24 protein-coding genes are annotated in these 21,743 nt (G+C 61.9%); 13 read left to right on the plus strand and 11 right to left on the minus strand.

Features of this window, described 5'->3' with window-relative positions:
* Positions 1–90 precede the first annotated feature (90 nt).
* Positions 91–552 (minus strand): tRNA (cytidine(34)-2'-O)-methyltransferase, encoded by a 462-nt coding sequence (locus OU993_RS22515; protein ID WP_268161145.1) that lies wholly within the window; start codon positions 550–552, stop codon positions 91–93.
* Positions 553–935: 383 nt separating this feature from the next.
* Here OU993_RS22515 and OU993_RS22520 point away from each other — a divergent pair, with 383 nt between their 5' ends.
* The 3 genes from OU993_RS22520 (at position 936) to OU993_RS22530 (ending at position 5,972) form a co-directional block, all read left to right on the plus strand.
* Positions 936–2,792, plus strand: coding sequence for an ABC transporter ATP-binding protein (locus tag OU993_RS22520; RefSeq protein ID WP_268161146.1), 1,857 nt, complete (start codon positions 936–938; stop codon positions 2,790–2,792).
* A 114-nt stretch (positions 2,793–2,906) separates the two neighbouring features.
* Positions 2,907–4,025 carry a diguanylate cyclase domain-containing protein gene (locus OU993_RS22525; RefSeq protein WP_268161147.1) on the plus strand — a complete coding sequence of 373 codons (1,119 nt, stop codon included), beginning with the start codon at positions 2,907–2,909 and terminating at the stop codon, positions 4,023–4,025.
* Between the two features lie 84 nt (positions 4,026–4,109).
* Positions 4,110–5,972 carry an ABC transporter ATP-binding protein gene (locus OU993_RS22530; RefSeq protein ID WP_268161148.1) on the plus strand — a complete coding sequence of 621 codons (1,863 nt, stop codon included), beginning with the start codon at positions 4,110–4,112 and terminating at the stop codon, positions 5,970–5,972.
* 67 nt (positions 5,973–6,039) lie between these two features.
* Here OU993_RS22530 and OU993_RS22535 read toward each other — a convergent pair whose 3' ends face one another.
* A complete protein-coding gene (locus OU993_RS22535) occupies positions 6,040–6,234 on the minus strand; it encodes a hypothetical protein (protein WP_268161149.1) in 195 nt (64 codons plus the stop codon).
* Positions 6,235–6,424: 190 nt separating this feature from the next.
* On the opposite strand from OU993_RS22535, the gene petA reads away from it, so the two are divergent.
* The 3 genes from petA to OU993_RS22550 are packed head-to-tail and all read left to right on the plus strand — an operon-like array spanning position 6,425 to position 9,172.
* Positions 6,425–7,003, plus strand: a complete 579-nt coding sequence (gene petA, locus OU993_RS22540; RefSeq protein WP_268161150.1) for a ubiquinol-cytochrome c reductase iron-sulfur subunit — start codon at positions 6,425–6,427, stop codon at positions 7,001–7,003.
* Between the two features lie 12 nt (positions 7,004–7,015).
* Entirely contained in the window at positions 7,016–8,287 is a 1,272-nt protein-coding gene (locus tag OU993_RS22545; protein WP_268161151.1) for a cytochrome b, read from the plus strand.
* A gap of 24 nt (positions 8,288–8,311) precedes the next feature.
* On the plus strand, positions 8,312–9,172 hold the full coding sequence (locus OU993_RS22550) for a cytochrome c1 (protein ID WP_268161152.1): 861 nt from the start codon (positions 8,312–8,314) through the stop codon (positions 9,170–9,172).
* 48 nt (positions 9,173–9,220) lie between these two features.
* On the opposite strand, the gene OU993_RS22555 is transcribed toward OU993_RS22550, so the two are convergent.
* Positions 9,221–9,553 (minus strand): type II toxin-antitoxin system PemK/MazF family toxin, encoded by a 333-nt coding sequence (locus OU993_RS22555; RefSeq protein ID WP_268161153.1) that lies wholly within the window; start codon positions 9,551–9,553, stop codon positions 9,221–9,223.
* Positions 9,543–9,893, minus strand: a complete 351-nt coding sequence (locus OU993_RS22560) for a hypothetical protein (protein ID WP_268161154.1) — start codon at positions 9,891–9,893, stop codon at positions 9,543–9,545. Before OU993_RS22560 ends, OU993_RS22555 begins: the two co-directional genes overlap by 11 nt.
* 143 nt (positions 9,894–10,036) lie before the next feature.
* On the opposite strand from OU993_RS22560, the gene OU993_RS22565 reads away from it, so the two are divergent.
* Positions 10,037–10,579 carry an adenine phosphoribosyltransferase gene (locus tag OU993_RS22565; RefSeq protein WP_268161155.1) on the plus strand — a complete coding sequence of 181 codons (543 nt, stop codon included), beginning with the start codon at positions 10,037–10,039 and terminating at the stop codon, positions 10,577–10,579.
* 99 nt (positions 10,580–10,678) lie between these two features.
* On the plus strand, positions 10,679–11,293 hold the full coding sequence (locus OU993_RS22570; RefSeq protein WP_268161156.1) for a LysE family translocator: 615 nt from the start codon (positions 10,679–10,681) through the stop codon (positions 11,291–11,293).
* Positions 11,294–11,343: 50 nt separating this feature from the next.
* Here OU993_RS22570 and OU993_RS22575 read toward each other — a convergent pair whose 3' ends face one another.
* Both OU993_RS22575 and OU993_RS22580 read right to left on the minus strand, forming a co-directional pair.
* On the minus strand, positions 11,344–11,811 hold the full coding sequence (locus OU993_RS22575; protein ID WP_268161157.1) for a MaoC family dehydratase: 468 nt from the start codon (positions 11,809–11,811) through the stop codon (positions 11,344–11,346).
* On the minus strand, positions 11,808–12,278 hold the full coding sequence (locus tag OU993_RS22580) for a MaoC family dehydratase (RefSeq protein WP_268161158.1): 471 nt from the start codon (positions 12,276–12,278) through the stop codon (positions 11,808–11,810). Before OU993_RS22580 ends, OU993_RS22575 begins: the two co-directional genes overlap by 4 nt.
* A 66-nt stretch (positions 12,279–12,344) precedes the next feature.
* Between OU993_RS22580 and OU993_RS22585 the strand changes: the two genes are divergently transcribed.
* The 4 genes from OU993_RS22585 to OU993_RS22600 all read left to right on the plus strand — a co-directional run bounded on the left by OU993_RS22585 (position 12,345) and on the right by OU993_RS22600 (position 15,587).
* Entirely contained in the window at positions 12,345–13,001 is a 657-nt protein-coding gene (locus OU993_RS22585; protein WP_268161159.1) for a Crp/Fnr family transcriptional regulator, read from the plus strand.
* Between the two features lie 94 nt (positions 13,002–13,095).
* A complete protein-coding gene (locus OU993_RS22590) occupies positions 13,096–13,302 on the plus strand; it encodes a YgaP family membrane protein (protein ID WP_268161161.1) in 207 nt (68 codons plus the stop codon).
* 74 nt (positions 13,303–13,376) lie between these two features.
* Positions 13,377–14,366 (plus strand): SLAC1 anion channel family protein, encoded by a 990-nt coding sequence (locus tag OU993_RS22595; protein WP_268161162.1) that lies wholly within the window; start codon positions 13,377–13,379, stop codon positions 14,364–14,366.
* 126 nt (positions 14,367–14,492) lie between these two features.
* A complete protein-coding gene (locus OU993_RS22600) occupies positions 14,493–15,587 on the plus strand; it encodes a hypothetical protein (RefSeq protein ID WP_268161163.1) in 1,095 nt (364 codons plus the stop codon).
* Between the two features lie 41 nt (positions 15,588–15,628).
* Here OU993_RS22600 and ychF read toward each other — a convergent pair whose 3' ends face one another.
* On the minus strand, positions 15,629–16,732 hold the full coding sequence (gene ychF, locus OU993_RS22605) for a redox-regulated ATPase YchF (protein ID WP_268161164.1): 1,104 nt from the start codon (positions 16,730–16,732) through the stop codon (positions 15,629–15,631).
* Positions 16,733–16,968: 236 nt separating this feature from the next.
* On the opposite strand from ychF, the gene clpS reads away from it, so the two are divergent.
* Complete coding sequence (gene clpS / locus OU993_RS22610; protein ID WP_268161165.1) at positions 16,969–17,277, plus strand: ATP-dependent Clp protease adapter ClpS; 309 nt, start codon at positions 16,969–16,971, stop codon at positions 17,275–17,277.
* Positions 17,278–17,302: 25 nt separating this feature from the next.
* Here clpS and OU993_RS22615 read toward each other — a convergent pair whose 3' ends face one another.
* From OU993_RS22615 to OU993_RS22630, 4 genes are all read right to left on the minus strand, one after another.
* Positions 17,303–17,752: a GNAT family N-acetyltransferase gene (locus tag OU993_RS22615; protein ID WP_268161166.1), complete on the minus strand. Its 450-nt coding sequence runs from the start codon at positions 17,750–17,752 to the stop codon at positions 17,303–17,305.
* Positions 17,753–17,757: 5 nt separating this feature from the next.
* Positions 17,758–18,495 carry an aminoacyl-tRNA hydrolase gene (pth, locus tag OU993_RS22620; RefSeq protein ID WP_268161167.1) on the minus strand — a complete coding sequence of 246 codons (738 nt, stop codon included), beginning with the start codon at positions 18,493–18,495 and terminating at the stop codon, positions 17,758–17,760.
* A 67-nt stretch (positions 18,496–18,562) separates the two neighbouring features.
* Complete coding sequence (locus OU993_RS22625) at positions 18,563–19,291, minus strand: substrate-binding periplasmic protein (protein ID WP_268161168.1); 729 nt, start codon at positions 19,289–19,291, stop codon at positions 18,563–18,565.
* A 36-nt stretch (positions 19,292–19,327) separates the two neighbouring features.
* Complete coding sequence (locus OU993_RS22630) at positions 19,328–21,703, minus strand: putative bifunctional diguanylate cyclase/phosphodiesterase (RefSeq protein ID WP_268161169.1); 2,376 nt, start codon at positions 21,701–21,703, stop codon at positions 19,328–19,330.
* Positions 21,704–21,743 lie beyond the last annotated feature (40 nt).

Below are 21,743 nucleotides of genomic sequence, written 5' to 3' on the forward strand. Positions count from 1 at the left end.
TCTTAAGGCTGGGAGTGTTCATGGCATGCATTCGTTTCAGCATCTTTGCATAAAGATCGGGATCTGCCAACGCCACTTCAGGCTGTATCGTCAGCCCCAGGCGATTTGCCGCATGGCCTCGCCGGCCATCATTGCCGCCGACATCGCCACGTTGATCGATCTTTGCCCCTCCACCATGGGAATGATCAGGCGGGCATCGGAACGGTCGTGGACGTGGTCGGGCACGCCGGCACTCTCGCGGCCGAAGAGCAGGATGTCGTTGCTTGCAAAGCGGAAATCCGTGTAACGCGCGGCGGCCTTGGTGGAGGCGAGAACGAGCCGGCGGCCCTCTTCGCTGCGCCAGGCATCGAAGCTTTCCCAGTTGACGTGGCGCGTCATCGCAACGCTTGCGAGATAATCCATTCCGGCGCGGCGGAGATTTTTGTCCGATAGGACGAAACCTGCGGGTTCGATGATGTCGACCTTGAGGCCGAGACAGGCGGCAAGCCGCAGGATCGTGCCGGTATTTCCCGGAATATCAGGCTGATAGAGAGCGATGCGCAACTGGTTCATCAGGACCTCTTGAGGGATCTTGGCGGCTTTTGCGCCGCTATCTCATCCACAGGCGGTGTGATGCAACCGTCACATTCGCTGCCGCACTCGAAAAGCGCAGCCGATTGGCTCTTTTCAAGCACAATGGTTGCTGGTAATGCGGGATCATCTGAAACGCCAGCCAAGGAGGCAGACATGGATATGACCGTGATGACGCGCCTCCGCCGCCCAGCCTGGTTGCTGTTGGCCTGAGGCGTTCGCGGTTTCCGCACATCTCCTGCAAAAATTATCTTTCGTGGCCGGCACCCGGCCTCGTCCTTTGAATTTCCTCCGTTGACGACCATTTCTTTTGGCGCGCTTGCGCGAGGGTCGGTCGCGACGGTCCCGATTGACGGAGCATCCTGATGTTTGCCTGGTTTGAACAGCGCGTGAATCCCTATCCGACAGACGCGCCGCAACTGCCGCCCAAGGGCCTGTTCGCCTTCTGCTGGTATTATACCAAGCCGGTCTGGCCCTGGCTGGTGGTGCTCGGTTTCTGCTCGATGGGCATCGCCGTGATCGAGGTGTTTCTCTACCAGTTCCTCGGCAATATCGTCGACTGGCTGAGCAATGCCGATCGTGCCACCTTCCTCGCCAATGAGGGCTGGCGGCTGGCCGGCATGGCGGCACTTTTGCTGATCGGTCTGCCGCTCATCGGTTTCATCCATACGCTGACCATGCACCAGGTGCTGGCCGGCAGTTTCCCGATGATTGCCCGTTGGCAGATGCATCGTTTCCTGCTGCGCCATTCGATGACCTTTTTTGCCAACGAATTTGCCGGGCGGGTCTCGACGAAGGTGATGCAGACGGCGCTCGCCGTGCGCGACGTGGCGATGAAGATCATCGACGTCTTCGTTTATGCGATCAGCTTCTTCGTCTCGATGCTGGCGCTGGTTGCCGCCGTCGACTGGCGTCTCGGTCTGCCGCTGCTCGTCTGGCTGATCTTCTACATCCTGATCCTCCGACACTTCATCCCGCGGCTGCGCCGGCTTTCGAGCGCCCAGGCGGATGCCCGCTCGATGATGACGGGCCGGATCGTCGACAGCTACACCAACATCGCGACCGTGAAGCTTTTCTCGCATGCCGGTCGCGAGGAGACCTATGCCAAGGAAGGCATGGACGAGTTTCTGGGTACGGTGCACGGCCAGATGCGGCAGATCTCGCTGCTCAACATCGCAGTCGACATCAACAACGTGCTCGTGCAGTTCTCCGTGGCAGCCCTCGGCATCTGGTTCTGGTTGAACGGTGAGGTCAGCATCGGTGCGCTGGCGGTCGCCATCGGCCTGTCGATGCGCGTCAACGGCATGTCCAACTGGATCATGTGGGAAGTGGCGGCGCTGTTCGAAAGCATCGGCACCGTCTATGACGGCATGGGCATGATGACCAAGCCGCACGATATCCTGGACAAACCGCAGGCCAAGCCGCTTGCCGCACCGCGCGGCGAGATCGTCTACGAGGATGTCCGCTTCCATTACGGCAAGCAGAAGGGCGTCATCGAGGACTTTTCGCTCACCATCAAGGCGGGCGAAAAGGTTGGGCTCGTGGGCCGGTCCGGGGCCGGCAAGACGACGCTGATGAACCTGCTGCTGCGTTTCTATGACGTCGAGAAGGGACGCATCCTGATTGACGGCCAGGATATCGCGCAGGTCTCGCAGGATAGTCTGCGTGCGCTGGTCGGCGTGGTGACGCAGGATACCTCGCTTCTGCACCGCTCGATCCGCGACAACATCGCTTATGGCCGTCCCGAGGCCACCGACGAGGAGGTGATCGAGGCCGCCAAGCGGGCCAATGCCTGGGATTTCATCCAGGGGCTTGCCGACCAGCAGGGCCGCACGGGGCTCGACGCGCATGTCGGCGAGCGCGGCGTGAAGCTTTCCGGCGGCCAGCGGCAGCGGATCGCGATCGCCCGTGTCTTCCTGAAGGACGCGCCGATCCTGATCCTCGACGAAGCCACCTCGGCGCTGGATTCGGAAGTGGAAGCGGCGATCCAGGAGAGCCTGTTCAAGCTGATCGAGGACAAGACGGTGATCGCGATTGCCCACCGGCTGTCGACGCTGACCCAGATGGACCGGCTGATCGTGCTCGACAAGGGCCGGATCATCGAGGAGGGCACGCATGGCGAACTCGTCTCGCACGGCGGCATCTATGCGGACCTGTGGAACCGCCAGTCGGGCGGTTTTCTTGCCGACCAGACCACGCAGGAGACGGAAGCGGCGGAGTGATCCGCCGCATTTCCGGCCCTTCCGAGGGCCATCCGTTGCATTTTAACGAAACGTTTAAACTCTTGGATCGGTCCGGAGCCTACGATGAGCCGGTCACGATTCGGGAGTTTGCCTATGTCGACCACTTCGTACGGGAGCACCAAGGAGGCCTCGATCGGCCGTCAGGCGATGGTCGTTTTGACCCGCCTGGGTCTTGATCTGACGCCCGCCAATTTTCACCTGGTCTCGCTTCTCTTGAAGGGTGAAAACGCCGAGCTCAAGCGGAGCTTTCAACACCTGAAGCGGCCGGTGTCGCAGGCAGACCTCACCGATCTCGCGCATCGTTTCCTGCCCTTCCTGTTCGAGCCCGCGGAACAGGTGGTGGAGGCGCTGGCGCTGGCGCCCGTCCTGCCGAAGGTCGAGACGTCGCTCAAGGACATGCAGGTCTCGCTGCAGGCGTTCGAGGAACAGCTTGCCAAGGCGCAGGCGGTGATGGCGGCGACGCCCGAGCCGGCCGCCGCGCCGTTGGCGCATATGGTCAATCTCCTGAAACAGTCGGCCGGCGAGCAGGTCAATGCGGTTGCCGAACTGCAGGCCTCGTTGTCGCAATGGCTGGCGGACATGGCTCCCGCCGGACAGAAGGACGACGCGCCGGACGCAGTGATCGCGCCGATGCACGCCCTGTCGCCGACATCCTCCATGCCGGACAACATCATCAGCCATGGGCTTGGTGAACGCGCCACCATGATGAGCCGTCTGCAGGCCCTGCATTCCGGTGAACAACACCTGGATGGTTACAGCCTGATGTTGTGCCGCGTCAGCGGTTTCGATGCCTATCGCAGTCCCGCGATGGCCAAGGCGCGCGACTACCTGCTCGATACGATCGGCCAGCAGACCGGTCGATTGATCGGAAAGGATGATAGCGCTTGCTGGATGTCGGTCGATGAACTCGGGCTGCTCTTGAATTCCAACAACGAGATCCACCTGATCGATGTGAGCAACCGGCTCCGCCATGTGGTGGATGGGGCGCTCGGCCACGCTCGGCGAACCGTCAAGGATCTGCCGGCGCTCAACTGCCGTTTCGGTTGTGCGACGGCCTACGGCACGGCATCGCCCGCGCAGCTTTACGGCAGCGCACGGCTCGCGCTACAGCGAGCGGAACTGACCGAGGACGAAAAGCTGGTGATCAATGCCGTTGCCCCGCTTGCTGCCAACCAGCGTTACCACGCGATTTACGGTCGCCATTATCAATAAACCTGTCGCGGTCGGATCGAAGATTGCAAAGATTTAAGGCGGGGGCCGGCTTGTTGCAGGCGCGAAACGGCCTATACCCATCTTATGATCGACGCCCTGTTCCGCTTCTTTGAAGACCGTATCCAGCCCTTTGCGCCGCGTGCCGATCTGAGGCCGCCAAAGGGCACCATCGCCTTCATCTGGTTCTACGCGCGCCAGGCCAAATTCCCCTTCCTTGCGATGCTGGTGCTGGGCGGCATGACAGCGGCCATCGAGGCGGCGCTCTTCTGGTTCGTCGGCCGGCTGGTGGATATCCTGGCAACCGTCAACAAGGCAGACGGCTGGAGCGGACTTCTGGCCACGCACGGATGGGAACTGGCGGGCATGCTGGTGCTGATCGGCCTCGTGCGCTTCCTGATTACCATGGCGACCGCGCTGGTGGACCAGCAGATCATCACCCCGGGCTTCTACAATCTCGTGCGCTGGCAGTCGTACCAGCATGTGGCGCGGCAATCGATTTCCTTCTTCCAGAACGATTTTGCCGGCCGCATCGTCACCAAGGTGTGGTCCGGAGGGCAGTCGGCGGGCGATCTCGTCACCTCGCTGATGGAAAGCGTCTGGTTCGTCCTGATCTATGCGGTCTCGATGCTGACGCTGATCGGCGGGCTGGACTGGCGCTTGGCGATGATCGTCGTCGCCTGGGTGGTGATCTTTTCCTTCCTCGCCCGTTATTTCGTGCCGCGCATCCGCTATCATTCGCGCGAAACGGCGGAGGCCGCTTCCATGCTGAACGGCCGCATGGTGGACAGCTACAGCAACATTCAGACGCTTCGGCTCTTCGGCCGCGACGAGGTGAACGACCGCTATATGCGGGAAGGCTTCGACACCTTCCAGTCGACGACGATGATGTTCACGCGCTTCATCACCGGCGTGCGCGCCTCGATGGCGCTGCTCTCCGGCATCATGATCACCAGCATGGCGGCACTTTGCATTCATCTCTGGCTGGATGGGCGCATCAGTTCCGGTGCCGTTGCCTTCACATTGGCGCTGGTGTTGCGCTTGAATTTCCTGCTCGGGCGCCTGATGACGCAGTTCAATGGCATCATGCGCAATTTCGGTACCGTGCAGAATGCCGCCGAACTGATCTCCCAGCCGATCGGCCTGACGGATGCGAAGGATGCGACGGATCTCGTCGTCACGCGTCCGGAAATCCGTTTCGAGAATGTCAGTTTCCACTATGGCCGGGGCAAGGGCGTGATCGACACGCTGAACCTGACGATCGCGCCGGGGGAAAAGGTCGGCATCGTCGGCCGCTCCGGGGCCGGGAAATCGACGCTCGTCAACCTGCTTTTGCGCTTCTACGATGTCGAGAGCGGGCGCATCCTGATCGACGGGCAGGATATCGCCAAGGTCACCCAGGAATCGCTCAGGGCGCAGATCGGCATGGTGACGCAGGATACCTCGCTCCTGCACCGGTCCATTCGCGACAACATCCTGTTCGGGCGGCAGGACGCCACGGACGCGCAGCTTCTGACGGCAGCACGGCGCGCGGAGGCGGAAGGTTTCATCCGCGCGCTGGAGGACCAGCGCGGCCGCAAGGGATTTGACGCGCATGTCGGTGAACGCGGAGTGAAACTCTCAGGCGGCCAGCGGCAGCGTATCGCCATTGCCCGCGTGATGCTGAAGGACGCGCCGATCCTGGTGCTGGACGAGGCGACGTCGGCGCTCGATTCGGAAGTCGAAGCAGCGATCCAGTCCAATCTGGACGAACTTATGAAGGGCAAGACGGTGCTGGCGATCGCCCATCGCCTGTCGACGATTGCTGCGCTCGACCGGCTGATCGTGATGGACAAGGGCCGTATCATCGAACAGGGCACCCATGCCGAGCTTGTCGCTTCCGGCGGGCTTTATGCCGAGCTATGGTCACGCCAGTCCGGCGGTTTTCTCGCGGTCGACGAGCCCGCCTGAGGCGGTTTTTCAAAAAGAGATGCCGGTATCGGCGCGAATCATGTTCAACTCCCGCCGTAACGGGGGATCAGGCATGGCATGATGGAGTGCCGCGGGCGGCAAGATCCTTCATGTTGTCGCGCCAGTGATGCTGTTTTTCCTCCAGCGCCGCATGAATGCCATGATTTCTGGCCTTCGCGCCGAATCGGCAGCTCCTGCGTGCAGTGCAACATCCGGGCTGCGCCTTGATCTGGCGCAAGGCAAAAGGGGAAAATCTCTGCATATGCAGGCCTTCCGAGCTTTATTGACCCGCGACAATGTGCCCATAGGCTGTTGGGGAGGCTAGACTTATTGTTGAGCGACGCTTAAAAATTTTAGCGGGAGATGAGAGGCCGGTTGCGTCCAGACCGGCTTCATGAGGGGCGAGGGGCAATGCAATATCATCACATTTCTGTGCAGAGGATGGTTTCACCGTGAGCGAGCACGACACGACGAGCGGAACCGTGGGCGAGCCCACTCGCCGCGATTTCCTTTACCTGACGACCGGCATGGCGGGTGCGGTGGGGGCCGCCGCCGTTGCCTGGCCATTCATCGACCAGATGCGGCCTGATGCCTCCACGTTGGCGCTTGCCTCGATCGAGGTGAATGTCGCGAGCCTCGAGCCCGGCATGTCGTTGACGGTGAAGTGGCGGGGCAAGCCCGTCTTCATCCGCAACCGCACGGCCAAGGAAATCGAAGAGGCTAAGGCCGTTCAGCTCGCCGAGCTGAAGGATCCCGTCGCCCGCAACGCCAACATCGCGGCTGACGCGCAGGCGACCGACCTTGATCGCTCCGCCGGCGAAGGCAAGGAGAACTGGATCGTCATGATCGGCTCCTGTACCCATCTCGGCTGCGTGCCGCTCGGCCAGTCCGGCGATTTCGGCGGATGGTTCTGTCCCTGCCATGGCTCGCACTACGATACGGCGGGCCGCATTCGCAAAGGTCCGGCGCCGCAGAATCTGGCCATCCCGACTTTTACTTTTGCAAGCGATACCGTGATCCGGATCGGCTGAGGGGACTAATCAATGAGTGGGCATTCCAGTTATCAGCCTTCCACGGGCTTGGAAAAGTGGATCGACGCACGGCTTCCCCTGCCGCGCATGATGTATGACAGCTTCGTCGCCTATCCGGTGCCGCGCAACCTCAACTACGCCTACACCTTCGGTGCCATGCTGATGGTGATGCTGGTGGTGCAGATCCTGACCGGTGTCGTGCTCGCCATGCATTATGCGGCGGAAACGACGGTTGCCTTCAATTCCGTCGAAAAGATCATGCGCGACGTGAACCACGGCTGGCTGTTGCGTTACATGCATGCCAACGGCGCGTCCTTCTTCTTCATCGCCGTCTACCTGCATATCGCCCGTGGCCTCTATTACGGCTCCTACAAGGCGCCGCGCGAAATCCTCTGGATCCTCGGCGTGGTGATCTTCCTGCTGATGATGGCGACCGCCTTCATGGGCTATGTTCTGCCCTGGGGCCAGATGTCCTTCTGGGGCGCAACCGTCATCACCGGCTTCTTCTCGGCCTTCCCGCTGGTGGGCGAATGGATCCAGCAGTTCCTGCTCGGCGGGTTTGCCGTCGATCAGCCGACGCTGAACCGCTTCTTCTCGCTGCATTACCTGCTGCCCTTCATGATCGCCGGCGTCGTCATCCTGCACGTCTGGGCCCTGCATGTGACCGGCCAGACGAATCCGACCGGCATCGAGGTGAAGACCAAGACGGACACGGTCCCCTTTACCCCTTACGCGACGCTGAAGGATGCGCTGGGTCTGTCGATCTTCCTGATCGTCTATGCCTGGTTCATCTTCTACATGCCGAACTATCTCGGCCATCCCGACAACTACATCATGGCCGACCCGCTGAAGACCCCGGCGCATATCGTTCCGGAATGGTATTTCCTGCCGTTCTACGCCATGCTGCGCGCCATCACCTTCAATGTCGGCCCGATCGATTCCAAGCTCGGCGGCGTCCTCGTGATGTTCGGTGCCATCATCGTTCTGTTCTTCCTGCCCTGGCTCGATACGTCCAAGGTTCGCTCGGCGGTCTATCGTCCGTGGTACAAGCTGTTCTTCTGGATCTTCGTGGCCAACTCGATCATGCTCGGCTGGCTCGGCGCCATGCCGGCGGAAGGCGTCTACGTCATCCTGTCGCAGATCGGCACGGCCTATTACTTCGGCTTCTTCCTCGTTCTGATGCCCGTTCTGGGCCTGATCGAGACGCCGAGGCGCATCCCCAACTCGATCACGGAGGCCGTGCTTGCCAAAAATGGCAATGTCACCGCCGACATGCGCGCCTGAGCAGAAGACGGAGAGGACCAAACGATGAATAAGCTTGTAAAAAGCCTCCTGTCTCTGGCGCTGCTCACCGGTCTTGCGACCGGCGTGCAGGCCGCCGAAGAGGGTGCGCATGCCGAGGGCGGCACGCCGCATTACCCGATCCACAAACCGCACAACCTGGATTGGAGTTTTGCCGGTCCCTTCGGTCATTATGACAAGGGCCAGCTGCAGCGTGGCCTGAAGGTCTACACCGAGGTCTGTTCGGCCTGTCATTCGATGAACCTCGTTTCCTTCCGCACGCTGGAGGGGCTTGGTTATTCGGAAGCGCAGGTAAAGGCCTTTGCCGCCAATTACGAGGTGCAGGACGGCCCGAACGATGATGGCGAGATGTTCACCCGCAAGGCCGTGCCTTCGGACCATTTCCCGTCGCCCTTCCCGAACGTGCAGGCGGCGGCTGCTGCCAATGGCGGAGCGGCCCCTCCGGATTTCTCGCTGATCGCCAAGGCGCGCGGCGTGACCCGCGGTTTCCCGCAGTTCGTCTTCGACATCTTCACCCAGTATCAGGAAGGCGGACCGGACTATATCTATTCGCTGCTGACCGGTTACCAGGAGCCGCCGGTCGGTGTCGAAGTCTCGCCGGGAACGCATTACAACCCGTATTTTGCTGCTGCCGCATCTCTCGCCATGGCGCCGCCGCTCTCCGACGGACAGGTGACCTATGAGGACGGTTCGCCGCAGACCCTCGACCAGTATTCGAAGGACGTCTCCGCCTTCCTGATGTGGGCCGCCGAGCCGCACCTGGAAGACCGCAAGCGCACCGGTTTCATGGTCATGGTGTTCCTGGCGATCTTCACCATTCTCATCTACCTGACGAAGAAGTCGGTCTACGCCAACAAGGAGCATTGAGCTTCCGGCGCAGGATGTTTCTAAAAGGCGGCTTTCGGGCCGCCTTTTTCATAACAGGATGTTGGCGAGTTCCCGCTCGCAGGCGAGCCTGTCGAGGCCCGAGAGCGATCCCAGCCGCCGCAGCACGAGTTCGTTCGGGATGGTTGCCAGCCGCCAGCGGATGACGCACGCTGCGTTGAGGCTCGCGGACTGCAGGTCACGGATCAGGATGTCACTCGGCCAGGCCGTTGCCTTTGCGGTGGTGATCATCGCCACGACCGTGGCGTCGTTGCGCTCGTTGAAGTGGCGGCCGGACAGGATGACGACTGGTCGTCGTTTCAGGACCGGTTGTTCGGCAAAGGGGAAGGGTACGACGGCGGTATCGTAACGGTCACAGATCACGAAATGCCGCCTCGTCCTCGGCGCTTTGCCATTCCGGAAACAGCGAGACAGCCGACAGGCGGTTTCGTGGCTCTTGCGGAACCTCGCGGACGGTCAGGCGGTCGCCGCGCTTCGAGCCATACCATTCGCTCCAGACGTCTCGCATGGCGCCGCTGGGCTTGATGCCATCGGTCGGGCGTCCATCGGCGCCACTTTTCATGCGCTTCCAGCGCCCGACGACACCGCCAACCTCGAGATGGATTTCCTCTTCTGCTTGCAATGCCGTCAAGCGTTCCAACAGTGTCTCGCCTTCGATATGCTTGAACCAGATGACCTGATCCGTTAATCGAACGTGCTGCATCTGCGACCTCCAGTCCTGCGCGATGATAATCGATCTCGGCGGCGGGTTCCAGCGGGCGCCAGGTGCCAAAACTCATGATGTCGTCGTGTTGCGACGCAAGGATAACGATCGCCGCCTTTCTGCGAACACAGGAATTGGACCCGATGACTACTGCCGAGAAAACGCTTGCCGCCTCCATCCGTGCCATCCACGATTATCCGAAGCCCGGCATCATCTTCCGTGACATCACCACGCTTCTGGGGGATGCCAAGGCCTTTCGGCAGGCGGTGGATGAGTTGGTGCGTCCCTATCAGGATCTTGCCATCGACCAGATCGCCGGCATCGAGGCGCGCGGTTTCATTCTCGGCGGCGCCATGGCGCATCAGCTGTCGGCGGGTTTCGTGCCGATCCGCAAAAAGGGCAAGCTGCCGCACACCACCGTCAGCGTCGCCTACAGTCTCGAATACGGCGTCGACGAGATGGAGATGCATGTGGATGCGGTGCAGCCGGGCGAGAAGGTGATCCTGTGCGACGACCTGATTGCCACCGGCGGCACGGCGGAAGGGGCGGTAAAGCTGCTGCGCCAGATCGGCGCCGAGGTCGTGTCGGCCTGTTTCGTCATCGACCTGCCGGAACTTGGCGGTCGCAGGAAACTCGAGGCGCTCGGCGTCGAGGTGCGCACGCTCGTCTCCTTCGACGGCCACTGAGCCCATCCTGTCCGTGCCTGACCCCTGTCCGGTGCCGGTGCTTGCCAGCGCCTCCACACGGGCGTAGCGTTGACCCCCGGAACAAGACGGGGAACGACAATGGATCTTTCGACACTGGTCGCCTTCGGGGCGACGTTTTTTGTGTTTGCCGCCAGTCCCGGCCCGGACAACATGACGATCCTGGCGCGCACCGTGCATGGCGGTGCGGCCTCCGGCATTGCCTATGGCCTTGGCACCGTGACCGGCATCCTGATCTTTCTGGGGCTTGCCGCTTTCGGCCTCTCGGCGGCTGCGGCGGAGATGGGGGCAGGCATGACCGTGCTGCGTTATGCGGGGGCTGCCTATCTGATCTGGATGGGCATTCGCATGTGGACGGCGCCCGCCACGGTGCCACAAGCGCGGGCGATCTCGGATACGCGTGATCTGCGCCGCGGTTTCCTCACCGGCGTCGTGCTCAACCTCGGCAATCCGAAGATGCCGCTCTTCTATCTTGCGCTCCTGCCGCATGTCGTGGGCCCCGATCTGTCGATCGGCGACTTTTTGAGCCTTGCCGTGGTGATCCTTCTGGTCGAGGTGCTGGTGATCGGCGGGCATGTGGTACTGGCCAGCCGGGCGCGGCGCCTGCTTGGCACGCCGCGCGTGGTGCGCAATGTCAATCGCGGCGCGGGCACGCTGATGGTCGGGGCGGGCGTGGCGGTGATTGCCACGCGTTGAGCCTTCGCCTGCGTTGCCGGTCGCATCGCAGGCGAAAGGACCGGTGCCTCTCAGGTGAATTCCATTACGCTGCTGTCGAATTGCAGAACCTTTTCGCCGTTCTGGTTCACGCCTTCATTGAAGGTGGAATTCAGCCAGGTTCCCGGTCGGGAGGCGAGTTCGCGCGCCTCGGTCAGCGTGACGAAATAGGTGACCTGGTCGCCGGCATAGACCGGGCGGATCCATTTCAGGTTCTTGAAGCCGGGGGAGGGGCCGAGCTTGGGCGGATCGATGCCCTCCCGTGTCAGGCGGATGTGCTCCTCCTTCCAGTGGGCGAGGAACATCTTCATCCAGCCGGCGCAGGTATGCCAGCCGGAGGCGCAGAGCCCGCCGAAGACGTAGGATTTTGCCGCTTCCGCATCCATGTGGAAGGGCTGCGGATCGAATTTTGTGGCGAAGCGGATGATATCGTCTGCCGTAAATTCCAGCGTGCCGGTTTCGATGCGGGTGCCGATCGGGTTGAGTTCTGCGAGCCTCATGCGGTTGTCTCCCCGGTGTCGCGCATGCCGAACATGATGACCTGTTCGGCGGCGCAGACGGCCTGTCCGCGCTGGTTCTGAAGTTCGGTGCGCATGCGCACGAGACCGAGGCCGGGGCGCGATTTCAACGCGCGCGCTTCCAGCACCGTTGCCTGGCCGGCCAGCGTATCATCGGCGAGGACCGGCTTTTTCCAGTCCATGAATTCGATGCCGGGCGAGCCCTGACAGCTGGAGTTTGCGATGTGCGAATCGACGATCATCCGCATCAACATCGACGATGTATGCCAACCGGAGGCGGCAAGGCCGCCGAGGATGCTGGCTTTGCCAGCCTCTTCCGAAAGATGCATCGGTTGCGGATCGAATTCCGTCGCAAATTCAATGATCTCCGCCGCGCTGACGGTTTTGGGGCCAAGGGGGAATTGCCGTCCGGGGACGAAGTCTTCAAAATACAATCTGTCTGCCTGCATCCGGTGTCCAATCCTCCCTCAGAATGTACGCAGTGAGTCTTATGCCCCCAAATGGAGAGAGGGTCCATGATGAGTTGGCTGCGTGATGCAGGCTTTCTTGCCGCACTGGAACCGGAATGGCGGCGGGAATTGGAGGGCCTCAAACCCGTGCATGTGCCGGCGCGGACCACGCTGTTTCGCCCCGGAGATGCGGCGCAGAGTTTCGTCATCCTGCTGTCGGGGCGCATCGGCGTCTACCTGACGGGGCGCAACGGCCGCGAACTCCTGCTTTATGCCGTGTCGCCTGGAGAAACCTGCGTGCAGACGACGCTTGGCGTGCTGGGCGGTGCGCCTTACACCGGGGAAGCGATTGCCGAAACGGACCTCGTGGCGGTCATGGTGCCGCCGACCGTCTTCGAACGGCTGATGGCGGGCTCTTCCTCCTTCCGGCAGTTCGTGTTCAGGGCCTTTGCCGCCCGGCTCGGCGATCTGATGTTCGTTCTGGAGCAGGTGGCCTTCGTCAAGGTGGAACAGCGCCTTGCGCATGTGCTTCTCGATCGTGCCGATGCGAGCGGGGAGGTGTCGGCCACTCACCAGGACCTCGCGGTAGCAATCGGCACGGCCCGCGAGGTGGTGTCGCGCCGGCTGGAGGCTATTGCCTCCAAGGGGTGGATTGCCAACGAGCGCGGGTCGATCCGCATCCTCGACCGGGCGGCGCTGACAAAAATGGCCGCACAACCCTGACATCCTGCCGGATCCGGTGACTTAGTCACCGAGCGGCAGAAAGCGGCGCGCTAACCTTGTGATCATCCACTCAAAGATCCCAAGGGAGAAGGTCATGTTTGCCAAGAATGTCGGATCCATCGATCGGTTGCTGCGCATCGTCGCCGGTCTTGTCCTGCTGTCGCTGTTCTTCATCTTCCCGGACGCTTCCTGGCGGTATTACACGCTGATCGGCGTGGTGCCGTTGCTGACCGGGCTGATGTCGTCCTGCCCGCTCTACAGCCTGTTCGGCCTGTCCACCTGCCCGGTCCGCAAGGCCTGAAACGCCACCGGGACCGGCAGGCGCCTCTGGTCTCCCTGCTGGTCCCCGCTTGTATTCGAGGGGATAGACGGTTCATGACATCGATCGATCATTCACAGGCCGGGCTCGGTTCACCCGCGCGCGGCAGCCTGCAGCATTTGCCGCTGCCGCTTTTTGCCGTGCCGATGGGGCTTGGCGGGCTGGCGCTCGCCTGGCGGGACGCCGCAGTCGTCCTTGGTGCGCCGGTCATGATCGGCGAGGCGCTAATGGCGGTTGCGGCCATTGCCTGGCTGGTGATCCTGGTGGCGCATGCCACGCGCACGTTTCTCCACCCCTCCGCTTTGGCCGGTGATCTCGTCCACCCGATCCGCAGTGCCTTTGCCGGCGCGATCTCGATCGGCCTGCTGATCCTGTCCGGTGGCGCCATTCCCTATTCGACGGATCTCGCCGCCGGTCTCTGGTTGACCGGTGTCTCTCTGCATCTGGTGGTGGGCGTGTGGATCGTGCGCAGCCTGCTTCTGTCGCCGCGCGATGCCGCAACGCTCACGCCGCCGCTTCTGATTCCACTGGTCGGTAATGTCCTGGCGCCCATCTTCGGGGCAAAACTCGGTTTCGTCACAGCGTCCTGGATGCTGTTCGGCCTTGGTGCGCTGCTCTGGCTCATCGTCCAGCCGCTGATCCTGCTGCGCCTTGCCACCGGCCCGCAGCTTCCGGCCAGAATGCGGCCGACGCTTGCCATCCTGCTCGCCCCGCCGGCGGTCGGCAGTATTGCGCTGGCCGCGCTGACCGGCGGTTTTGGCCCCGGTCCGCTTGCGGTCTATGCGCTGGCCGCGCTGATCGCCGTGGTGCTCCTGACGCTTGTTCCGGTGTTTCGCACAGTGCCCTTCGCCATGTCCTGGTGGGGTTACACCTTTCCGGCGGCCGCCTTTTCCATCGCCTCTCTGAAAGTGGCCCATCATTCTCCAATGGACTGGCATGGGCCGGCGTTATGGGTGCTGCTTGTCTTCGTCAGCGGCGTCATCGCGACTGTCTCTATCGCGACACTGAAGGCCCTCTGGAACGGCCATCTGCTGCAGCCGGAATGAGGCTCCTGCAACGGCATCGGCAAGGAGCGGTGCCGCCACGGCACATGGCGGTTGTCACTCCGCCCGACGCCCCATAATGTCCGGTGGACCCCGAACCAATCCGGGGCTGGCGGGAGCGGCATTGAGATGACAGGTCTGCGTGGTGCATTGGAAACGGCGGTCGCAAGGGGTCTCGTTGAGCCGACCAAGCTTGGTGCGCTGGAGGCGCATATCGAGGCGGCATTGCCGGGCCTCAGGGAGGCGCCGCGCGCTGCAGTCGATGATCCCGCGCGGCCTGCCGTCATCGAGACCGAGACGCCGCGTTTCATCCGCGGTTTCCACGACGTTTTGATCACGCTCGGCCTGACGGTTCTTCTGATCGGCGTCGGCGGGCTTGGTGCCATCATCGGGCTTTTGCCGGTCGTCCTCATTCTGGCAGAGATCCTGGTGCGCCGGCAGCGGCTGGCGCTTCCGGCGGTGGCGCTGACCATTGCCATGGCGATCTGGGCGGTGGTGATCTGCCAGTTGGTTGCAGATGATATGGGCTGGTCCGGTGACAGCTATCTGCTGCTGGCGCTGCGCTTCCTGGCTTTTCCGCTGATGATGCTCGCCTTCTACTGGCGCTACCGGATCCCTGTGGCGCTCGCCTTCGTCATTCTGTCCTTCTTTGCCGTGCTGTTCCTGGGGCTGGTAGGCCTCCTGGAGATCGGGCTTCGCTCGACGAACATCCTGATCGATCACCCGTCGATCGTGCTGGTCATGGGTATTCTCGCCGCACTCGGCCTGTTTGCCGTGGCGATGACCTATGATCTGTCGGACCCGGCGCGGCAGAGCCGCCGCTCCGACATTGCCTTCTGGCTGCATCTGGCGGCCGCACCGGCCCTGCTTTATGCGGGGCTCGCGACCCTCTTCATCGTCTCGTTCGGCACGCTGTCCGATTTCGACGACCAGATGCGCGACGCCTCGACGCCGGGCGTCATTGCCCTGGTTGCGATCCTGATGCTGATCGGTGTCGTCATCGACCGGCGCGCCTTTGTCACCTCCGGCCTCATCACCCTGATCGTCACGGTGACGACGCTTTTGCGCAACAGCGCGATCGAGATGGACAATGTCATCTTCCTGGCGCTGATCACCGTTGGCGTCATCGTGCTGTCGGTCGGCATCGGCTGGCAGCCGCTCAGGCGCGTCGTGGTCGGTCTCTTCCCGCCGGAACTCAAACAAAAACTGCCGCCCCTGCAATGAGGGACGGCAGACAAACGATTTTGAACTGAAGGCTGTGGCGATCAGGTGTTGAAGCGGAAGTGGATCACGTCGCCGTCCTGGACGACATATTCCTTGCCTTCGTCGCGGCCCTTGCCGGCTTCCTTGGCGCCCACTTCGCCCTTGAAGGCGATGTAATCGTCATAGGAAATGGTGAAGGCACGGATGAAGCCGCGTTCGAAATCCGTGTGGATCACGCCTGCGGCCTGCGGCGCCTTCGTGCCGCGCACGATCGTCCAGGCACGGCATTCCTTCGGGCCGACGGTGAAATAGGTGATGAGGTCGAGCAGGTGGTAACCGGCGCGGATCAGGCGGTCGAGACCGGCCTCTTCCAGGCCGAGGGCCGACAGGAACTCGCGGGCTTCCTCTTCCGGCAGCTGGGCGACTTCCGCCTCGATGGCTGCCGAGATGATCACGCATTCCGCACCCTGCGCCTCGGCCATCGCCGCAACCGCTTCGGTATGTTTGTTGCCGGTCGAAGCATCACCCTCGGCGACGTTGCAGACGTAGAGAACCGGATGCGAGGTCAGAAGGTTGAGGCCCTTCAGGATCTCGATCTCTTCCGGCGGAAGCGTCTTCAGAAGCAGGCGGGCAGGCTTGCCTTCGTTCAGGAGCTTGACGACCGCTTCCATGATCGGAAGCTGCGCCATCGAATCCTTGTCCTTGCCGGTGGCGCGCTTGCGGGTCTGTTCGACGCGGCGCTCCAGGCTTTCGAGATCGGCAAGCATCAGCTCGGTGTCGATCGTCTCGGCATCGCCGACCGGATTGATGCGGCCTTCGACGTGGGTGATGTCGTCATCCTCGAAACAGCGCAGCACATGCACGACCGCATCGACTTCGCGGATATTGGCGAGGAACTTGTTGCCGAGGCCTTCGCCCTTCGAGGCGCCGCGCACGAGGCCGGCGATGTCGACGAAGGAGATGCGGGTCGGAATGATTTCCTTGGAGCCGGCGATGGTTGCCAGCTTCTGCATGCGCGGATCCGGCACCGCCACTTCACCGGTGTTCGGCTCGATGGTGCAGAAGGGATAGTTGGCTGCCTGCGCTGCGGCCGTCTTGGTGAGCGCGTTGAAGAGGGTCGACTTGCCGACATTGGGCAGGCCGACGATACCGCATTTGAAGCCCATAAGGGTTCACCCGTCCTTGAGTTTTCGATTGTGCTGTGGCTATGGGGGAAAGCTGCCAGACGGTCAAGGGTGGGAAGAGTGTCGGATGCCGTTTCGGCGCTTGCGGCATTGGCGGAAGGCTCCGTTTGTCCTATCTTTCACGAGACTGGCACATGGTTCTGGCAAGCCTGCCGCCAAACAAGGGCTCTCGCCGTCACGGTGGCGGCGATCCCGATGGTCCCAGGGAATAATCGGTCATGGCAAATCAGGTCGGTCTCAAACAGCAGACGGTGACGAAACCCAAGGTGGAGCGGCCGAAGCTCTACAAGGTGCTTTTGCACAATGACGACTACACGCCGCGCGAATTCGTCGTTCTGGTGCTGAAGGTCGTCTTCCGCATGGGTGAGGAAGCAAGCCAGAAGGTGATGATCACCGCCCACCGCATGGGGTCCTGCGTGGTGGTGGTCTGCCCGAAGGATGTCGCCGAAACCAAGGTGAAGGAAGCGATGGATCTCGCCAAGGATGCCGAGTTTCCGCTGATGTTCACGGCCGAGCCAGAGGAATAGTCGCCGGTCGCCGACGTTGCGCGGTTCAGTCGTTGCGGATCTGAAAGCCCGTCTTGTCCTGCACGAAACCGCAGCCTTCGTAGAATCGGTGCACCGCTTCGCTGTGCCGGCCCGTCAGCAGCATCACCTTGTAGCAGTTCGCCGCAAAGCCGACGCCGATCGCATGGCGCACCACCGCGCGTCCAAGCCCGCTTCCCCGCATTTCCGATAGCGTCACCACATTCTCGATCAGGCCATAGGGCCTGGCAGAGCGGGTGAGGTTGGGGATGACGATGAGTGTTGCCGTCGATACGATCCCATTGTCCTGTTCTGCCACGAAAACAGTGAGGCCGGGCTGCGTGAGCATCTGCTGGAACGCGGCATCCGCCTGGGCAGGCGATAAGATCGGATCGGCGGGATTGAGTTCGCGGTAGAGCGCCAGCAGATCGTCGAGATCACCGGCGGCAGCCGGGCGGATGCTCACGTCCGGCCGCATGGCGATCACCCTTCATCCTTCTTCGAAAACATCCGCTTCAGCATGTCCGCCATCGGGCCGGTTGTCGGCAGCGCCTTTGGCTGGTTGAAATGGCGGGCCTGACGGATATGCGACTGGCCGGCTGGCTTCGGTTCCTTCGCTGCCTTGGCGGTTTTTGTCGTCTCGTCATCCGCCTTGCCGCCGACGGCGAGCGCCAGCTTGTTCATCAGCTGGCTGTCCTCGTTTTTCACCAGCATCTCTGCATTGTCGGCAATCGCATCGAGAAGCGGTTCCAGCCAGTCGCGGTCCACCTTGGCAAAATCGCCGAGTACATGATTGTGCACCAGTTCCTTGGCGCCTGGATGGCCGATACCGAGGCGCAGGCGGCGGTACTCCTTGCCGCAATGAGCATCGAGCGATTTGACGCCGTTATGCCCGCCATGTCCGCCGCCGACCTTGATGCGCGCCTTCGCCGGGGGCAGGTCGAGTTCGTCATAGATGGCAACGATGTTCTGCGGCCCGAGCTTGTAGAAGCGCATGGCCTCGCCGACGGCTTCGCCCGACAGGTTCATGAAGGTCTGCGGTTTCATCAGCAGCACCTTCTCGCCCGCCAGTTCGCCTTCGGAAATCTCGGCCTTGAATTTCTTCGACCAGGGCGAAAAGCCCGGCTTGCGCTGGATGGCGTCCACCGCCATGAAACCGATATTGTGGCGGTTGCCGGCATATTTGCCGCCGGGATTGCCGAGACCTGCGATGATGAGCATGGAAAACGATCCTTCTGCCGTCCGACCGCCTTCCACCGCGAAACCGGGGTGAAGTCAAGCCGTTCCCTTACGGGCTTTTCGGCAGGCCAAAGCGTGTGAGGATGCGGTTCTGTTCGCCCGACGCACGCAGTCGATCAAGCGCGGCCTGCATCTGGGCAATCAGCCTGTCCGAAACGGACTTGTTGCAGGCAATGCCGAGATCCTGTCTTGACAGTTCGCCAAGGACACGGATTGGCGTGCCGCCGGCGGAGAGTGTGTCGAAAACGCCCTGAGACATCGGCATCAGGTCGATGCGTCCGCTCAGAAGCTTGGCGAGGGTCAGGTCGAAGCTGTTGCTGAGGTCGATCTTCGTGAAGCCCCTGGCGCGCAACAATTGTTCCGTATAGTCCTCGCGCTGCGTGCCGATGGAGAGGGAAACGGCCTCGTCCACCGATTTTGCCTTCAGGTCAGCATCGGCGCGGGCCACCAGGAAGTTGATGTCGCGGAGCAGGGGGGTTACCCACTTGAAGCGTTTTTCCCGCTCCGGTGTGCGGGCGGCAGCGAAGGTGCAATGGTTTGGCCGGGTTTCGGCCAGTGCGATGGCACGCGCCCAGGGCATCACGTCAATCGAATAGTCCGTTTTGGTCTCGATCCCATGCATGATCGCGTGGACCTGTTCGACGCCGGCGCCCCTGGCCGTTCCGTCGTCGTCCGCAAAGGAATAAGGCGGATAGGGCTCCGTCGCGAAACGGATTTCCGCCGCCTTCGCGCTCAAGGAGATCAGGGCAAATGCCAGGGCCAGAACAAGATGCGTCATGTTCCCCTCATCCACAGATGTCGGTTGAGTATGACGCTAACCTGCACGCGTTTCCAGCTGATTTACGTTTTTGCTGATATTCGCGACAATATCGTTGATCGCCAGCGGGCGGGAGAACAGGTAACCCTGCGCGCAGTCAATGCCGATCTCCTTAAGAAGCGAAAACTGATCTTCCGTTTCCACTCCTTCTGCAACGACCAGGCAGTTCATCTTGTGTGAGATGGCGCTGATACCTTCCATCAGCATGCGGTTTTTATGCTGAACATCCGTGGCGTCCAATCCGATGGAGCGGATGAAGGACTGGTCGATCTTGACGATATCCACGGGGAAGCGGCTCAGATAGCTCAGCGACGAATAACCGGTTCCGAAGTCGTCGAGGGCGATGCGGTATCCAAAGCCGTGCAGTGTGTCCAGAACGGTGCGAATCTGCGGGTTGTCGTGCATCAGCACCGCTTCGGTGATCTCGATGACGAGGCGCTGCGGCGCAATCCCATACCGTCCCGTCAGCGAGGTCAGTCGGATCGGCAGGCTCGGCTCGAACTGCAAGGGCGAGAAGTTGACGGCAACATAGGCATTCGCCATGTCGGGCAGACGCGACAGCTGGGCGAGGTTGGCAAGCGAATCCTCGAGGATCAGGTTGCCGATCTGGCCGATGGATCCCGTCTCCTCGGCGACGTCGATGATGCCGGCCGGTGACATCAGTCCCTTGCGCGGATGGCGCATGCGCATCAGGGCCTCGAAGCCGACGATTCGACGTTCGGCGACATCCATGATCGGCTGGAAATGCGCCTCGAACCAGTTCGCGGCGATCGCAACCTCGATATCGCTTTCGATTTCCGCGCGCTGGCGCGCGCGTTCCGAGATCGAGTTGTCGTAGATGTTGGCGCCGTTCTTGCCGTCGCGCTTGCGTGCATACATGGCCATGTCGGAGCGCTGCAGCAGTTCGCTGGCGCTTGTTGCGTGGCGGGGGTAAAACGCAAGCCCGATGCTGGCGCTGAGGCGGACGCTGGTGGTCTCCGTGCGAAACGGCAGTTCGAATTGATCGACGATCCTCTGGCCGATCTCGACGGCGCGCCGTTCTGCGCCTTCGCCGGTGACGAGGATGGCAAATTCGTCGCCGCCGAGACGGGCGGCCGCATCATCCTCGTGGATCAACGGCCGGATGCGCTCGACGAACTGGCACAGCACGCTGTCGCCGGCGGCATGGCCGAGCGTATCGTTGATCTGCTTGAACCGGTCCAGATCGACGAAGAGGCAGGCCACTTCGCCCTGCACACGGTCGGCTGCGGCAATCTTCTCATCCAGAATGGCTTCGAAACCCTGGCGGTTCAGAAGGCCCGTCAGATGGTCGGAAATCGCCTGACGGCGGTTGCGGGTTTCCGACTGCTTCAGTTCCGTCACATCGGTCATGACGCTGAGCGAGGCCGGAAGGTCGTTGCCCGAGGAGGTGAGCGCCGTCTCGAGGATGAGGACGTCCATGGTGCGTCCGTCGGCGCAGAGGAAGCGCACGGTGACCTCGCAGACACCTGCGATGGAGCGCGTGCGCCCCTTGCGACTCCGGTAGGTTTCATGGTCCTCCGGCACCACGAGTTCGACGAAGGCGCGGCCCAGCACGTTCTGGCGGGCATAACCCGTGGCAAGCAGCCAGTAGTCGCTGACGGCAAAGATCATGTCGTTGCTGTTCAGCGAAAACAGCATGGCCGGCGTCAGGTTGTAGATTTCGGTCGTCTGCTGGTGCGCACGCTTCAGTTCGCGCTCTTCGCGCTCCAGCTGGATCTGCATCTGGTTGAAGCTGTCGGCAAGCCGGCCCATTTCGTCGGTGGAACGCCAGTCGACATGGTGGCGCGATCCAAGGCGCCGCGTGGCCTCAACCGCCGCCGTCAGACGCATCAGCGGGCGGATCACCATGGTCCGGTTGCCGAGAATGGCGGCGCCGACAACGGTCAGGATCGCCACCGCAAAGATGGAGATGAAGGCAATCTCCATGCTGGTGAGCGCGGAGAACAGACCGACCGTCTGGTAACGGACAACCAGTGTTCCGACCGTCTGATACCCTTCGTTCGACCGGTAGAAGATCGGCCGGCTGACCGGCTGCAATTCCTGGGAGGCGTCGCGGACACGGCTTTCCACCACGTCGAGCTTGCCAAGCGTATCGGTGACCTGAACGACCTGAATGCCACGCTCGTTCAAAAGCGCGCTCGTGATCTGGCGGATGCTTTCGACATCGAGATCCCAGAGCGGTTTGGCAAGGGCCTGTGCATTGGCTGCAATCACGATCTCGACGTGTTCGTGAAGGCTTTCGGCAACCTGCCTGGAGGAGAGCGCGAGAAACAACGTAAAGAGCGGCGCAACCACGATGAGCAGCGCCGCGATGATGATTGCGATGAAACGGCTCTCGACTGAACGAGTCACTTTATGCCTCATTCAAGCATCCAGACATTGCGGCTCACTT

This window comes from Rhizobium sp. SL86 (assembly GCF_026672545.1).
In the GTDB taxonomy this organism is placed as follows: Bacteria; Pseudomonadota; Alphaproteobacteria; order Rhizobiales; family Rhizobiaceae; genus Neorhizobium.